14 protein-coding genes and 1 tRNA gene are annotated in these 15253 nt (G+C 71.1%); 10 read left to right on the top strand and 5 right to left on the bottom strand.

The genetic code is table 11. The features are described from left to right. Positions 1-23: 23 nt before the first annotated feature. Both H8B22_RS07845 and ubiA read right to left on the bottom strand, forming a co-directional pair. Positions 24-1442, bottom strand: coding sequence for a short-chain fatty acid transporter (locus H8B22_RS07845; protein ID WP_187710899.1), 1419 nt, complete (start codon positions 1440-1442; stop codon positions 24-26). Next, on the bottom strand, positions 1439-2350 hold the full coding sequence (gene ubiA / locus H8B22_RS07840) for a 4-hydroxybenzoate octaprenyltransferase (RefSeq protein WP_187710898.1): 912 nt from the start codon (positions 2348-2350) through the stop codon (positions 1439-1441). Before ubiA ends, H8B22_RS07845 begins: the two co-directional genes overlap by 4 nt. A gap of 158 nt (positions 2351-2508) precedes the next feature. On the opposite strand from ubiA, the gene H8B22_RS07835 reads away from it, so the two are divergent. The 4 genes from H8B22_RS07835 to H8B22_RS07820 all read left to right on the top strand — a co-directional run bounded on the left by H8B22_RS07835 (position 2509) and on the right by H8B22_RS07820 (position 5840). Beyond that, positions 2509-3756 carry an HD-GYP domain-containing protein gene (locus tag H8B22_RS07835; RefSeq protein WP_187710897.1) on the top strand — a complete coding sequence of 416 codons (1248 nt, stop codon included), beginning with the start codon at positions 2509-2511 and terminating at the stop codon, positions 3754-3756. Between the two features lie 28 nt (positions 3757-3784). Then, positions 3785-5092 carry a putative bifunctional diguanylate cyclase/phosphodiesterase gene (locus H8B22_RS07830; RefSeq protein WP_187710896.1) on the top strand — a complete coding sequence of 436 codons (1308 nt, stop codon included), beginning with the start codon at positions 3785-3787 and terminating at the stop codon, positions 5090-5092. A 77-nt stretch (positions 5093-5169) separates the two neighbouring features. Continuing rightward, a tRNA-Arg gene (locus H8B22_RS07825) sits at positions 5170-5246 on the top strand. Positions 5247-5339: 93 nt separating this feature from the next. Beyond that, the gene (locus tag H8B22_RS07820; protein WP_187710895.1) at positions 5340-5840 is read left to right on the top strand and encodes a Rid family hydrolase; all 501 of its coding nucleotides are present in this window, start codon (positions 5340-5342) and stop codon (positions 5838-5840) included. Between the two features lie 13 nt (positions 5841-5853). On the opposite strand, the gene H8B22_RS07815 is transcribed toward H8B22_RS07820, so the two are convergent. Then, complete coding sequence (locus H8B22_RS07815; protein WP_187710894.1) at positions 5854-6660, bottom strand: ComF family protein; 807 nt, start codon at positions 6658-6660, stop codon at positions 5854-5856. Positions 6661-6709: 49 nt separating this feature from the next. On the opposite strand from H8B22_RS07815, the gene bioB reads away from it, so the two are divergent. From bioB to H8B22_RS07790, 5 genes are all read left to right on the top strand, one after another. Next, positions 6710-7780, top strand: coding sequence for a biotin synthase BioB (gene bioB / locus H8B22_RS07810; RefSeq protein ID WP_187710893.1), 1071 nt, complete (start codon positions 6710-6712; stop codon positions 7778-7780). 1 nt (position 7781) lies between these two features. Further along, positions 7782-9005, top strand: a complete 1224-nt coding sequence (gene bioF / locus H8B22_RS07805; RefSeq protein WP_187710892.1) for an 8-amino-7-oxononanoate synthase — start codon at positions 7782-7784, stop codon at positions 9003-9005. 129 nt (positions 9006-9134) lie between these two features. After that, positions 9135-9899 (top strand): pimeloyl-ACP methyl ester esterase BioH, encoded by a 765-nt coding sequence (bioH, locus tag H8B22_RS07800; RefSeq protein WP_187710891.1) that lies wholly within the window; start codon positions 9135-9137, stop codon positions 9897-9899. A 55-nt stretch (positions 9900-9954) separates the two neighbouring features. After that, positions 9955-10878, top strand: coding sequence for a malonyl-ACP O-methyltransferase BioC (bioC, locus tag H8B22_RS07795; protein WP_187710890.1), 924 nt, complete (start codon positions 9955-9957; stop codon positions 10876-10878). Beyond that, the gene (locus H8B22_RS07790) at positions 10875-11873 is read left to right on the top strand and encodes a multidrug resistance efflux transporter family protein (protein ID WP_187710889.1); all 999 of its coding nucleotides are present in this window, start codon (positions 10875-10877) and stop codon (positions 11871-11873) included. Before bioC ends, H8B22_RS07790 begins: the two co-directional genes overlap by 4 nt. A gap of 6 nt (positions 11874-11879) precedes the next feature. Here the strand turns inward: H8B22_RS07790 and H8B22_RS07785 are convergent, their stop codons facing one another. After that, a complete protein-coding gene (locus tag H8B22_RS07785) occupies positions 11880-13370 on the bottom strand; it encodes an ArnT family glycosyltransferase (RefSeq protein WP_225876160.1) in 1491 nt (496 codons plus the stop codon). 55 nt (positions 13371-13425) lie between these two features. Next, a complete protein-coding gene (locus tag H8B22_RS07780) occupies positions 13426-14439 on the bottom strand; it encodes a pyridoxal-phosphate dependent enzyme (protein ID WP_187710888.1) in 1014 nt (337 codons plus the stop codon). A 121-nt stretch (positions 14440-14560) separates the two neighbouring features. Between H8B22_RS07780 and H8B22_RS07775 the strand changes: the two genes are divergently transcribed. Continuing rightward, the gene (locus H8B22_RS07775) at positions 14561-15100 is read left to right on the top strand and encodes a hypothetical protein (protein WP_187710887.1); all 540 of its coding nucleotides are present in this window, start codon (positions 14561-14563) and stop codon (positions 15098-15100) included. The last annotated feature ends 153 nt before the right edge of the window (positions 15101-15253 follow it).

The raw sequence follows: 15253 nt of genomic DNA, 5'->3' as shown, positions 1-15253 counted from the left end.
CCCGCGCTCTTGTTCGCCTCGCCCTACGAGACCACCGGCAGCACCGGCGGCACGTAGTCCAACGTCATGCCGAGCAGCCACAGCAGGCCCAGCACCAGCGGCACATGCACCAGCAACTGCACGAAGGTGAAGCCGACGATGTCGCGCGCCTTCAAGCCCAGCACGCCCAGCAGCGGCAGCATCCAGAACGGATTGACCAGGTTCGGCAGCGCCTCGGCGGCGTTGTAGACCTGCACCGCCCAGCCCAGGTGCACCTGCAGTTCGGTCGCGGCCTGCATCACGTACGGCGCCTCGATGATCCACTTGCCGCCGCCCGAGGGCACGAAGAAACCCAGCACCGCCGAGTACGCGCCCATCACCAGCGCGAAGCTGTCGCGCGAGGCAACCTGCACGAACAGCTCCGACAGCCGGTGCGCGAGGGTGGCGCCATCGGTGCCGGGCACGCCGGTCAGCAGCATCGCGATGCCGCCGTACAGCGGGAACTGCAGCAGCACGCCCGCCGTGCCCGGCACCGCGCGCGTCACCGCATCGAGGAAGCCGCGCGGCCGCCAGTGCAGCAGCAGGGCCAGCGACAGGAACAGCAGGTTGTAGGTGTTGAGATCGGCGATCGCGTTCGCGAACGGCTTGGCGGCGAACTCGCTGGCCAGCCAGCCGAAGGCGAGCAGCGACAGCAGCACGGTCAGCAGCGGGCTGTGCTCCAGCCATTCGCCCGGGCGCGTGCGCACCGGCGCCGGCGCTTCGTCGTGCAACGTTGTCGCCAGCTCCACGCCGCGCGCCGCGGCTTCGCCCGGCGCGGTCGCGTAGGCGACCAGCACCGACACGACGATCAACGCCGCGGTCAGCGCCAGCGACTGCCACAGGAAGATCGTCTGCGCGAACGGCAGCACGCCGGTGATCTCGAGCAGGCCGGGCGGCATGCTCGCCGGATTCGCCTGCAGCTGCGCTGCCGACGAACTGAGCCCCAGCGCCCACACCGCGCCGAGCCCGAGGTAGGCGGCGGCGCCCGCCGCGCGGTAGTCCATGCGCAGCTCGGTGCGTCGCGCCAGCGCGCGCACCAGCAGGCCGGCGAAGACCAGCGAGAAGCCCCAGCTCAGCAGCGACGTCAGCATGCTCACCGTGGCGACGAACGCGACCGCGCCGCGGCCGCTGCGCGGCCAGCGCGCCAGGCGCCCGATCAGCCGCGCCACCACCGGCGCCGTCGCCACCACGTAGCCGCCGATGACGACGAACACCATCTGCATGGTGAACGGGATCAGGCTCCAGTAGCCCTTGCCGAACGCCTGCGCGGTCGCCTGCGGCGTCGCCCCGCCGAGCAACGCGGCCACCGCGACGATCAGCACGCCGATCACCGCGAACACCCACGCGTCGGGAAACCAGCGTTCGGCGAAGGCGGCGCAGCGCAGGGCCGCGCGCGCCAGCCAGGGTTCGCGGCCGGCGCTCATCGCGCGCGCAGCGCGAAGTCGAGGGCGAAGCCCGCGAACACCACCAGCCCCACCCAGTGGTTGTGCAGGAAGGCGCGGAAGCAGCCGTCGCGGTCGCGCCCGCGCGCCAGCACGAATTCGTAGACGACCAGCAACGCGGCCACGCCCAGCGCATACCAGTAGTACGGCCCCAGCTCCGCGCGCCGCCCGACCAGGAACAGGGCGTAGAAGAACAGCGTGTACAGCACGCCCTGCGCGACCAGGTCCATGTCGCCGAACAGGATCGCCGTCGACTTGCTGCCCATGCGCAGGTCGTCGTCGCGATCGACCATCGCGTACCAGGTGTCGTACGCGGTCGACCACAGGATGTTGGCGACGTACAGCAGCCATGCGAGCGCCGGCACTTCGCCCTGGATCGCGGCGAACGCCATCGGGATGCCCCAGCCGAACGCCATGCCCAGGTACACCTGCGGCAGGTAGGTGTAGCGCTTCAGGTACGGATAACTCGCGGCCAGGACCACGCCGACGAAGCTCATCCAGACGGTGAGCCGGTTCATCGTCAGCACCAGGCCGAACGCGACCAGCATCAGCACCGCGAACAGCGCGAGCGCCTCGCGTCCGCGCACGGCGCCGGTGGCGAGCGGCCGTTGCTTGGTGCGCTCGACGTGCGGATCGAGCCAGCGGTCGGCGTAGTCGTTGATCACGCAGCCGGCCGCGCGCGTCAGCCACACGCCGAGGCTGAACACCACCAGCGTCCACCACGGCGGCACGCCCTTCGCGGCGAGCCACAGGCCCCACCACGTCGGCCACAGCAGCAGCAGCCAGCCGATCGGCCGGTCGCCGCGGACCAGCGACCAGTACTGGCCCAGGCGCTCGCGCCACCGCGGCACGGTCGGTGGAATCGGGGCGTAGTCGCGCTCGTAACCCATGCGTCGCACTCGTGGGATCGGGTTTGTGGAATCGGCCTGGATGCAGGCAGCGTGGGCATTGTCGCCGATCGCGCTGGAATTCCGGACCGGTGGGCCCGCGCTGCACTATGCCTGCGCCACGCGCCGGCGTAGGCTACTCAAGGACTTAGGGGAACGACATGGACATCCAGTCCAGGGAAGTCAGGATCACGGTGCAGGGTCTGACGTTGGGGATGTACGTCAGCCGGCTCGACCGTCCCTGGCTGGAAACCGCCTTCCTGATGCAGGGCATCAAGATCACGTCCGAGGACGAGGTCGCGATGCTGCAGCGCCTGTGCAACCACGTCTGGATCGACGTCGAACTCGGCGCGTCGCCGGACCCGCGCTACCTCGCCTTCGCCGAACCCGATCCGATCCGCCAGGGCCGCGCCGCCGCCGAGGTCGCGGCGCTGCGCAAGACGCGCTGGGAACCGCAGGTCGACGTCCAGGTCGAGCTGCGCCAGGCCGAAGTCGTGCACGCCACGCTGGCCGCGTCGATCGAAGAGGTGATGACCGACCTGCAGGACGGCAAGCGCATCGACCTGGACCGGCTCAAGGACGGCGTCGACGCGATGATCGACTCGATCCTGCGCAATCCCACCGCCTTCGTCTGGCTCAAGGAGATGAAGCGGCGCGACAATTACGCCTACCAGCACGCCATGGGCTGCGCGATCCTCGCCGCCAGCTTCGGCCGCCACCTCGGCCTGGAGCGCCCCGAGCTGCAGCTGCTGGCGCTGTCGGGCCTGCTCTGCGACGTCGGCAAGACCCGCGTGTCGACCGGGCTGCTGCACAAGACCACGCCGCTGCTGCGCGACGAGTTCGAGGAAGTGCGCAAGCACGTGGAGCACGGCCTGGAGATCATCGATTCCACGCCGGGGCTGTCGCCGAAGCTGCGCGAGATCGTCGCCACCCACCACGAGCGCCACGACGGCAGCGGCTACCCGTGGAAGCTGCACGGCAGCGACATCCCGATCTTCGGTCGCATCATGGGCATCGTCGACAGCTACGACGCGATGACCAACGCGCGCCCGCACGCCCCCGGCCGCTCGCCGCACCTGGCGGTGAACGAGCTGTACCAGCAGCGCGGCAAGCTGTTCCAGCCCGAGCTGGTCGAGCAATTCATCCAGAACTGCGGCATCTATCCGACCGGCTCGCTGGTGGAACTCTCCAACGGCCAGGTCGCGGTGGTCACCGACGTGCACAGCCTCAAGCGCCTGCGCCCGCGGGTGATGCTGCTGCTCGACGCCGACAAGTCGCCGCTGCAGCAGTTCCGCGTGCTCGACCTGGGCGAAGTCGACAAGGACGACAAAGGCCAGCCCTTGAGCGTGAAGAGCGGTTTGCCGAGCGGTGCCTACGGCATCGACCCGGTCGAACTGTTCCTGCATTGAGCGCGCGGCGGCACCCGATGGACCGACGATGAGCAGCATCGAGGACGACCTCACCGGCCTGCACAACCGCCGCAGCTTCCTGGCGTTGCTGCGGCGCCACGTCGGCCTGGCCAACGAGCGCAAGACCAACCTCGCGCTGGTGGTCGTCGACGTCGACGGCTTCGCCCGCCTGAATGCCGCGCACGGTTACGACTTCGGCGATCGCGCCCTGCGCCACATCGCGCAGCAGCTGCATACGATGGCGCGCACGCAGGACTACGCCGCGCGCATCGGCGACAACCGCTTCGCGCTGATCCTGCCGGGGGTGATGAACGCCGGCCACGCCGAGCTCGCCGTGCAGAAGCTGTTCCGCCTGTTCGAGGTGCCCTTCGACGGCGGCAACGGCCGCGTGCGCATGACCGCGACGGTCGGCGTCGCGCTGTGCCCGCTGCACGCGACGCAGGCCGAGTTCCTGCTGCTGCAAGCCGAGAAAAGCCTGGAGCTGGCACGCGCGACCGGGCAGCGCTGGTTGTTCCCGCCGGAAAGCGGCGACGACCTCGGCCTGTCCGAACTGTGGGACCTGGAGATCGAACTCGACGGCGCCGTGCAGCGCGGCGAGATGTTCCTGGTCTACCAGCCCAAGCTGCGCCTGCCCGACCTGGTCCCGATCGGCGCCGAGGCGCTGATGCGCTGGCGGCACCGCTCGCGCGGGCTGGTCTCGCCAGGCCAGTTCATCCCGATCGCCGAACAGACCGGGCAGATCAAGCGCATGACGATCTGGGCGCTCAACTCGGCGCTGCGCCATGCCGGCGAATGGAAGCTGCCGCACGTGCCGTTCGGGGTCGCGGTGAACGTGCCGCCGGAACTGGTCGGCCAGGACGACCTGCCCGACCTGGTCGAGAACGCGCTGAACCTGTGGGCGACGCCCGACGTGCAACTGGTGCTGGAAATCACCGAGCGCTCGCTGGTGATGGACCCGCGCCACAGCTTCCGCATCCTCTCGCGCATCCGCGACATGGGCGTGAAGATCTCGATCGACGACTTCGGCACCGGCTATTCGTGCCTGGCCTACTTCAAGGACATCCCCGCCGACGAGCTGAAGATCGACCGATCCTTCGTCTCCGGCATGCTGATCGACGCCACCTGCGCCGACATCACCTCGCTGATCATCGACCTGGCCCACCGCTTCGGCCTGCACGTCGTGGCCGAGGGCGTGGAGGACGAGGAAACCCTCGAAGCCCTGCGCGTGCGCAACTGCGACGTGGTGCAGGGGCATCTGTTCGCCAAGGCGATGGAGCTGGGCGATTTCTCGCGCTGGCTCACCGACTCCGGCGACGCCCTGCGCCGGGCGGTCTGAGCGCGGGAGCCGCAGGCGCCGCCGGCGCTGCTAGAATGCCGGTCCCGCGATGCCCGCCATCGCGCGGTTTTCATCAGGCGCCTGTAGCTCAGCCGGATAGAGTAGTGGCTTCCGAAGCCATTGGTCGGGGGTTCGAATCCCTCCAGGCGCGCCATCCCGCGACACCATCCCGCCAACTTTGCGAAAGCGCGAAGGGCGCGACGCGTGCGGCAATGTCGGCCCTGCGCCGCCGTCGATGGAGTCGTCCATGCCCCTCCGCTTCCCGTTCCTGCTGCTGGCGGGCCTGGCCGCCTGCGGCGGCGCGCACGCCCAGGCGAGCGCGCGCGAACACCTGGCCCCGCCGGGCTGGGAAGGCTCCTATCACGCCATCCACTACTCGCCGGTGGTGAAGCTCGGCGAACGCGTGATCGTGTCGGGGATTCCCGCCAGCGAAGGGAGCACCGAGGAAGAGAAGATCCGCTGGGCCTTCCGCCAGCTGCAACGGCACCTGGAAGCCGCCGGGGCCAGCCTCGAGGACGTGGTCGAGCTGCACAGCTTTCACGTCGCGCGCGACCACGCCGAATTCCGCGAACGCATTGCCGTGGTGCTGAAGGTGCACGGCGAGTTCTTCCGCGACCGTTACCCCGCCTGGACCGCCGTGGGCACCACCGCGCTGTATTCGCAGGATGCGCCGATGGAGATCCGCGCGGAGGCGGTGATCGGTTCCGGGCGCGCGGCCAAGGTGTCCATTCCCGTGCCCACGCCATGAGCATCGCGGACCGCTAAGGCACCCGCGCGCACACCCACGCCTCCACGTGCTGCACGCCGGCACGTTTCAGGGCGTCGGCCGCGGCGTGCAGGGTCGCCCCGGTCGTCATCACGTCGTCGACCAGTGCCACGCGGGCCGGCAGCGGCGCGTGCGGCGCCACCGCGAACGCCCCGCGCAGGTTGCGCCGGCGCGCCGCGGCGCTGAGTTCCGACTGCGGCGCGGTCGCGCGCAGCCGCTGCAGCAGGTCGACGCGCAGGGGCAGGTCGAGCGCGCAGGCGAGTGGGCGCGCCAGTTCCAGCGCCTGGTCGTACCCGCGGCGGCGCAGTCGCGCGCGGTGCAGGGGCACCGGCACCAACGCGTCCGGCCGTGGCAGGCCGGCGGTCGACTCGGCCAGCAGCTGCGACAGCAGCGCGCCTGCCGCCAGGTCGCGGTGGAACTTGAAGCGCGGCAGCAGGCGGTCGACGGGCGCGGCATAGACGAAGCCGGCGTGGACGCGGTCCAGCGCCGGCACCCGGCCCCGGCGCGCCAGGGCCGTCGCGCGGCGCAGGCAGTCGCCGCAGGTCTCCGCCGCCGGCAGCGGCAGGGCGCAGCGCGGGCAGGCGGTGTGGTTCCAGGGCAGGGCGTCCGCGCAGGCGGCGCACAGGTCCAGCCCTTCCAGTCCCGGCGCCGTGCAGACCTGGCACCGACTCGGCCACAGCAGCCGCGCCGCGTCCACGCGCAGCCAGTGCAGCCAGCGCCGGGTGGTCTGGACCGAGGGTCCGGGGGCCTCCGGGTTGCCGTCAACCCAGTGCGCGTCCGTTTGGTTGACAGGGAGGGCCATGGTTTCCAGACTGCCCGCCCGATCCGCCCACGTCTGTCGGAAAACCCCCATGCCTGCCGTCGGTAATTCGCCCGAACTTCGCCACGACTGGAGCCGCGAGGAAGTCCGCGCCCTGTTCGACCTGCCCTTCCCGGAACTGCTGCACCGCGCCGGCAGCGTCCACCGCGCCCACTTCGACCCGGTCCAGGTCCAGGTCAGCACCCTGCTGTCGATCAAGACCGGCGGCTGCCCCGAGGACTGCGGCTACTGCCCGCAGGCCGCGCGCTACCACACCGGCGTCGACGCGACCAAGCTGATGTCGACCGAAGCGGTGCTGGAGAAGGCCAGGCAGGCCAAGGCCGCCGGCGCGTCGCGCTTCTGCATGGGCGCGGCCTGGCGCTCGCCGAAGGACCGCGACATGCCCAAGGTCGCCGACATGATTTCGCAGGTGAAGGCACTGGGCCTGGAGACCTGCGCGACGCTGGGCATGCTGTCCGGCGAGCAGGCCAAGGCGTTGAAGGCCGCCGGCCTGGACTACTACAACCACAACCTCGACACCGCGCCGGAGTTCTACGGCGAGGTCATCCACACCCGCGAGATGCAGGACCGCCTGGACACGCTCGCGCACGTGCGCGACGTCGGCATGAAGACCTGCTGCGGCGGCATCGTCGGCATGGGCGAGCAGCGCGACCAGCGCGCCGGCTTGCTGCAGACGCTGGCCAACCTGCCGGCGCACCCGGATTCGGTGCCGATCAACCGCCTGGTGCAGGTCGAAGGCACGCCGCTGGCGGGTACCGCGCAACTCGACCCGTTCGAATTCGTGCGCACCGTCGCAGTTGCACGCATCCTCATGCCGAAGTCGATGGTGCGGCTGTCCGCCGGCCGCGAAAGCATGTCCGACGAATTGCAGGCGCTGTGCTTCCTCGCCGGTGCGAATTCCATCTTCTACGGCGAGAAATTGCTGACGACCGGCAACCCCGACACCGAACGCGATATGGCATTGTTCGGACGCTTGGGCCTGACGCCCATGCCGGTCGTTGAACAGGGGGAGACCGTGCACGCCGAGATTCTAGAGAGCGTCGAGCTCGAAACCGCGGACACGGCTGTCCGCGCCAAAACCATTCCCTGCGCGGTGGCCTGAGATGGCCCGCGCGTCCTGGCGTGAGCGCATTGCCGCGGCGCGGGCCGAGCGCGCGGCCGCGTCGCGCCTGCGCACGCTGCGTCCGGTCATGCATCGCGACGGCGCGCGCATGGAAGTGGCCGACGCCAGCGGCAAGCCACGCTCGTTGCTGAACTTCTGCAGCAACGATTACCTCGGCCTGTCGCAGCACTTCGCCGTGGTGAACGCACTGCAGGACGCCGCTTCGCGCGAAGGCGCCGGCGGCGTCGCCTCGCACCTGGTGTGCGGGCACCACGCGTTGCACGATGCGCTGGAAAAGGAACTCGCCGACTGGCTCGGCGCGCCGCGCGCGCTGCTGTTCGGCAGCGGCTTCATGGCCAACCTCGCCGTGGTGCAATCGCTGCTCGGCGACGACGACGTGTGCGTGCAGGACCGCCTCAACCACGCCAGCCTCATCGACGCGGCGCGCTTGGCCGGCTGCAAGCTGCGCCGCTATCCGCACGGCGATTCCAGCGGCGCGCTGCGACTGATGCGCGAAGCCGCCGACGGCGTGGCGATGCTCGCCACCGACGGCGTCTTCAGCATGGACGGCGACGTCGCCCCGCTGCGCGAACTCGCGCTCGCCGCGCGCGTGCAGAAGGCGCTGCTCTACGTCGACGACGCGCACGGCGTCGGCGTGCTCGGCCCGGACGGCCGCGGCAGCGTCGCCGAGGCGCAGCTGAGCGTCGACCAGGTGCCGCTGCAGCTGGTCACCCTGGGCAAGGCGCTCGGCGGCTACGGCGCGGCGGTGGTCGGCGATGCCGACCTGATCGAACACCTGGTGCAGAGCGCGCGCCCCTACATCTACACCACCGCCCTGCCGCCGGCGCAGGCCGCGGCGACGCTGGCGGCGGTGAAGCTCGCGCGCAGCGAGGACTGGCGGCGCGGCAAGCTCTACGACCTGATCGCCCACTTCAAGGACCGCGCGGCGCAGGCCGGGCTGGTGCTGCTGCCCTCGGAAACGCCGATCCAGCCGGTGATGTGCGGCAGCGATGCGCGCGCCCTGTCGATGGCGGCCACGCTCGAACAACGCGGCTACTGGGTCGCGGCGATCCGTCCGCCGACGGTGCCGGAAGGCCGCGCGCGCCTGCGCGTGACCCTGTCGGCGCTGCATTCGCACGCCGATGTCGATGGATTGGTCGATGCGCTCGGCCGCGCGCGCGACAAGGCCGAAGCCGAGGCGCGCGTCGCCGAGATGCTGCGCTAGCAAACACATTGTCGTCCCGAGCGAAGCGCGGGACCTGTTGTCATCGTCGTGGCGTACAGCAGATCCCTCGCTGCGCTCGGGATGACAGGTTTTCCGCCCACCCGCTCTCTTACCCAAGCAGACAACACGATGTACGTCGAAACGCGCGGGCAGGGTCCCGCGCTCGCCCTCATCCACGGCTGGGCCATGCACGGCGGCCTGTTCGCACCGCTGGTCGAACGCCTGCAGGACCGCTACACCCTGCACCTGGTCGACCTGCCCGGCCACGGCTACGCGCGCGACGACGACACCGCGCTGGTGCCGGAAACGCTCGCCGCCGAACTGGTCGCGCGCATCCCCGACGCCGCTTGGCTGGGCTGGTCGCTGGGCGGCCAGTTCGCACTGCGCGCCGCACTCGACCATCCGCACGCGGTGCGCGGCCTGGTCATGGTCGCGTCCTCGCCGCGCTTCGTCGTCGGCGAGGACTGGAGCCACGGCGTCGGCGCGCAGCTGTTCCGCGATTTCGGCGATGCATTGGCGAAGGATTTCCGCGGCACGCTGGAAGGCTTCCTCGCCCTGGAAGCGCTGGGCTCGGCGCATGCGCAGGACGAATTGCGCAGCCTGCGCGCGCAGGCGTTCGAACGCGGCGAGCCGGCCGCGCGCACGCTGCTGGAAGGCCTGCACCTGCTCGACAGCCTCGACCTGCGCAGCGAACTACCGATGCTGTGCGTGCCCAGCCTGTGGCTGTCGGGCCGCCGCGACCGCCTGGTACCCGCCGGCGCGATGCCGGCCGCGGCGGCGCTGGCGCGCAACGCGCGCAGCGTGGTGATTCCGCATGCCGGGCATGCACCGTTCCTCGGCGCGGCCGATGCGGTGGCGCACGAGATCGACACGTTCCTGCAGCAGCTGGCCTAGCCGGCGCGACCGGCAAAGTCCCCTCCCCCGACGCGAACCACAATAGCCACACCGCATGAGCGAACTGTTCGACCACCGCCAGGTCCGCCGCGCGTTCTCGCGCGCCGCACACCACTATGACGACGCCGCGGCACTGCAGCGCGAAGTCGGCGCGCGCCTGCTCGAATCGCTCGACTACTACGACGAGCGCGCGCAACGCGAAGCACAGGGCGGCAAGCCGCGCACGCCGCAGGTGGTGCTCGACGTCGGCTGCGGCCCCGGCCACGCCACCGCGGCGATGCAGCAGCGCTGGCCGAAGGCGCAGGTGCTCGCGCTCGACCTCGCCCTGCCGATGCTGCAGGAAAGCAAACGCAACGCCGGCGGCTGGCGCCCGTTCAAGCAGCGGCCGCAGGCGCTGTGCGCCGACGCGCGCGCCCTGCCGCTCGCCGACGGCAGCGTCGACGTGCTGTTCTCCAACCTGTGCCTGCAATGGGTCGAGGACCTGCCCGCGGTATTCGCCGGCTTCCGCCGCGTGCTGAAACCCGACGGGCTGATGGTGCTGTCGACGTTCGGGCCGGACACGCTGTGGGAACTGCACGATGCGTTCGCGCACGCCGACAGTGCGCCGCACGTGAGCCCGTTCGCTTCGATCGCGCAGTTCGGCGACGCGCTGATCGCCGCCGGCTTCAAGGATCCGGTGCTGGATCGCGACACGTTCCGCCTGCAGCACGATTCGCTGGCCGGACTGATGCGCGAACTGCGCACGCTCGGCGCCACCAATGCACTGAGCACGCGCCGGCGCAGCCTGACCGGACGAGAGCGCTTCAGGCGCGCCGCCGAGGGCTACGAAGCGCTGCGCCGCGACGGCAAGCTGCCGGCGACGTGGGAAGTGATCAGCGCGCACGCGTGGGGCCCGCAGCCGGGCACGCCGATCCGCGTCGGCGGCGTCGACGAAGTGGCGGTGCCGGTGGCGCGGATTCCGATCCGGAGGCGCGGATGACGCGTCCGGCGCGCAGCGTGGCGCTTGCGGCCGTGGCCATCGCGCTGCTGTCGGCGTTGTTCTTCACCTGCACCTACGTGCTCAACCGCGCCGCCGCCAACGCCGGCGGCCACTGGGCGTGGACGGCGGCGCTGCGTTACCTGATCACCCTACCGATCATGCTCGCGGTGATGCCGTGGCAGGGCGGGATGAAGCCGGTGTGGCGCGCGATCCGCGCGCATCCGGGGCCGTGGCTGCTGTGGAGCGGCGTCGGCTTCGTGCTGTTCTACGTGCTGCTCAGCTACGCCGCCGCGAGCGGGCCGTCGTGGCTGATCGCCGGCACGTTCCAGCTCACCGTCATCGCCGGCATGTTGTGCGCGCCGTTCCTCTACAGCGATGCGCGCGCACGCATTCCGCTGCCCGCGCTGGCGGCCGGCGTGGTGGTGGTCGCCGGCGTGCTGCTGATGCAGGTCGGGCACAGCGGCGGCCGCCTCGATCGCGCGGCGTGGATCGCCCTGGTCGCGGTGGCGATCAGCGCGATCGCCTATCCGCTCGGCAACCGCGGCCTGCTGCTGCACCTGGAACGCGCCGGCATCGAACTCAACGCGACCCAGCGCGTGTTCGGCATGACGCTCGCGAGCCAGCCGTTGTGGTGGGCGATCGCGCTATCCGCGTGGTCGACGACCGGCGCGCCACCGGCGGGGCAGGTGTGGCTCGCCGCGGGCGTCGCGCTCGGCGCGGGCGTGATCGCCACGGTGCTGTTCTTCCAGGCCACCGGCATGGTCCGCAACGACCCCACCGCGCTGGCCGCGGCCGAGGCGATGCAGGCGGCGGAGATCCTGTTCGCCACGCTGATCGGCGCGCTGTGGCTGGGCGAAGCGTGGCCGCACGGCCGCGCGCTGTGGGGCGCGGCGCTGGTGATCACCGGCATCGTCGCCTTCAGCATCGTCGCCGCGCGCGCCGCCGCGGGCGACCGCCACGCCACCCAGGAACTGCGCAGCGATCGCGGCGCGTAAGAGATTTCAGCGCGCCGGGGCGCCCGCTTCGACGCGGAAGATGATCCGCCCTTCGTACGGCGTGCCCAGCGCGCGCGCACGGTAACCGAGCGCGGCGAAGCGCGCCTGCAGCGCCGGCCACAACGCCTGCTTGCACACCCAGACCGCGTCGGGCTCGTGCGCCCCCAGTTCCTGCGCGAGCGATTCGTCGTAGATCGGGTTGAACGCCGGCTGCGCGAGCGGCTCCAGCGACAGTTTCTCGACCTCCGCGTCGAGGTGCAGGTGCAGGCCGTAGCGCGCCATGTCCTCGACGAAGAGCACTTCGTGCACCGGCGCACCCGCGCGTGCGTGGATCGCCTGCGCCCACTTCGACGCATCCTTGTGCGTGGGCCACAACGCGCCACCGAGCTTGAGCGCGAGCAGCACGCCCGCCCACGCGAGCCACGGGCGCCAGCGCAGCGCCTGGCCTTCGCCCTGCCATTGCGCCGCGACGATCACCGCCAGCGGCAGGAACAGCGGCAGGATGTACAACGGCATCCGCGAACGCGCGATGCAGAACACCAGCAACGGCAGCAGCAGCCACAACGCGAGCAGCAACGCCGGCGCATCGCGTTCGCGCAGCAGCGGGTCGCGCCAGCGACCGATGCGCGCCGGCAGCGCGCGCAGCCAGCGCAGCCACGCCGGCGTCCACGGCAGGCTGCCCAGCAGCAACGTCGGTGCGTACACCAGCAGCCAGCCGTACCACTCGCCGTGGCGGCCGAAGCTGTCGCTGGCGACGCGGTTCACCACTTCGCTGCCGATGAAATAGCGCAGCAGGCCCGGATGGTTCGCGACCACCGCGACGTACCACGGCAGCGCCAGCACCCCGAACAGCAGCAGCCCCGACCACTGGAACACGCGGCTGCGCCGGCGCGCCGGCATCAGCTGGTCGAACGCCAGCGCGGCCAGCAGGTGCACCAGCGCCGGCGGCCCCTTGGCGAGGAAGGCGAGCGCGAACGCCACCCACATCAGCGCGGTCCAGCGCTTCGCATACCGCGCATCGCCAAAGCGCGCCTCGACGAAGGCCCACATCGCCGCGCCCGTGCACGCGGAGAGCACGTAGTCGGTGGTGATCATCTGCGCGGCGCCCACGGCGAGCGGCATCGTCGCGTAGGCGGCCGCCGCCACCGCTTCGCTGCCGGACGCCAGCCGCCGCGCGGTGCGCCAGGCGAGCCACACGCACAGCAGGTAGGCGAGCGCCGAGGGCAGGCGCGCGGCGAAGGCGTTCTGGCCGAAGCTGGCGACGCTTGTGGCGATCGCCCAGTACGTCAGCGGCGGCTTGGTCCAATGGCCGACTTCATCGCTGCGGCGCGGGTTCAACCAGTCGCCGCTGTCGAGCATGTTCAACGCGACGTTGGTGTAGCGGCCTTCGTCCGGATCCCAGATGCCGCGCGTGCCGAGGAAGCCCAGCGCGAGTACGAGCGCGACCACGGCGAGCCAGAACGACGTGCGGCGGACATCGAAGAAGGCTCGCGGCATACGGCCTCGGCACGAAGCAGGGTGGAGGGAAGCCCGCGCGTCGTGGCGCGGGCGATCAGGCGTGGGCGAACAGGCCCGCCAGCGCCTCCAGGTCGACGTTGCCACCGGACAGGACGATGCCCACGCGCTGGCCGGCGAAGCGTTCGCGCTGCGCGAGCACGACGGCCAGCGCGATCGCCGACGAGGGTTCGATCAACTGCTTGGTCCGCTGCCAGAACAGCTGCAGCGCGCGCACCGTGGCCGCGTCGTCGGCGAGCAGCACGTCCACGCCGTGCTGGCGCAGCAGCGTGAAGTTCGGCGCGCCGAGCAGCCCGCGCAGGCCGTCGCAGATCGTGTCGGGCACCAGCTCGGTGACGCGCGCGTTGCGTTGCAGGGAGGCGTGGCCGTCGGCCGCGCCCGTGGGCTCCGCCCCGTACACGCGGGTCGCCGGGGCGACGGCGGCGGCGGTGATCGCGGTGCCGCCGAGCAGGCCGCCGCCACCGAGCGGGGTGACCAGCGCATCGAAGCCGCCGTCGTGGCCGAGCAGTTCCAGCGCGGCGGTGCCCTGGCCGGCGATCACGCGCGGGTCGGTGTAGGGATGCACCAGTTCGGCACCGGTGGCGGCCTGCACCTGCGCGCACATCGCCTCGCGCGCGGCGAGGGTCGGCTCGCACGGGTGCAGGGTCGCTCCGTACGCGCGGATCGCCGCCATCTTCGTCGCCACCGCGTTGTGCGGCACCACCACGTGGCAGGGGATCCCGCGCGAGCGCGCGGCCAGCGCCAGCGCCGCGCCGTGGTTGCCGGAGGAATGCGTGACCACGCCGCGTCCCGCGGTCGCCGCGGGCAGCGACCACACCGCATTGCACGCGCCGCGGAACTTGAAGGCACCGGCGCGCTGCAGGTGTTCGGCCTTGAAGTGCAGTTCGCAGCCGGCCAGCGCATCCAGCGAACGCGAGCGCAGCACCGGCGTGTGGTGCGCATGCGGGGCGATGCGCGCCGCGGCGGCGAGGACATCGTCGAAGCCCGGCAGCGGAACCGGCGCAGGCTCGCGCAGCGGCGGGGCGGCGGTGAGGTCGGGAACGGTATTCATCGCGCAGATGCTACCGCCCGCGGATGACGCCTTCACCCGCACCGCGACCGGGCCGGAAAATTAAGCCCGAGTTCAAAGCGCGGGCCGGAAGCTGGCGCACACACCCTGGGGGGTATCCGACATGATCCGCAAACTTCTGCTTCCCGCCGTGCTCGTGGGGCTGCTGGGCGGCTGCGCCAGCTACGGCTACCGCGACGGCTACTACTACGGCCAGCCCAACGTCGAGTACCGCTACCACGACGACTACTACGGCTACCCCTACTACCCCGGCTACTACCCGTACGCCCGCTATCCGTACTACGGCTATCCCTACTACCAGCGCCGTCCGTACTACTACTACAACAACCCCTACTACTACCCGCGCCCGAAGCCGCATCCCGGCGGCGGCCACGACGGCGACGGCGACCACGATGGCGACCACGACGGCGGCAGCCGCCTGCCGATCTGGCGCGACCCGGAGCGCCGCGGCGACCGCACCGGCGACCGGCGCGGCAACGAAGGGCCACAACCGCTGCAGCGCGCGGAAGGCAATCGACCGCCTTCAGCCACGCGCCGTGACGAGCCGCGCCGGGAAAGCCGCAACGACGGACCGCGCCGGCAACCGGCCCAGCAGCGTTCGCAGGACGGCCGGCGGCGCACGGTCGATAGCGAGGAGCGGTGATTCCGGCGGCAATTCCGTAAGCGGCAGCCGGTCACACAACCGGCCGGGCCCGACGCTTGCGTTGCCCCGGGAGTGACGGCAAGCTGCAGGCACTGACCGGTTGCGTCGCATTTAGACGTTGCGGGCCCAGTCGATGGTGGCAAGCGCCGATGT

Origin of the sequence: Lysobacter terrestris (assembly GCF_014489475.1) — a bacterium.
Taxonomy (GTDB): Bacteria; Pseudomonadota; Gammaproteobacteria; order Xanthomonadales; family Xanthomonadaceae; genus Agrilutibacter; species Agrilutibacter terrestris.
This window is presented reverse-complemented; position numbering and strand designations above follow the sequence as displayed.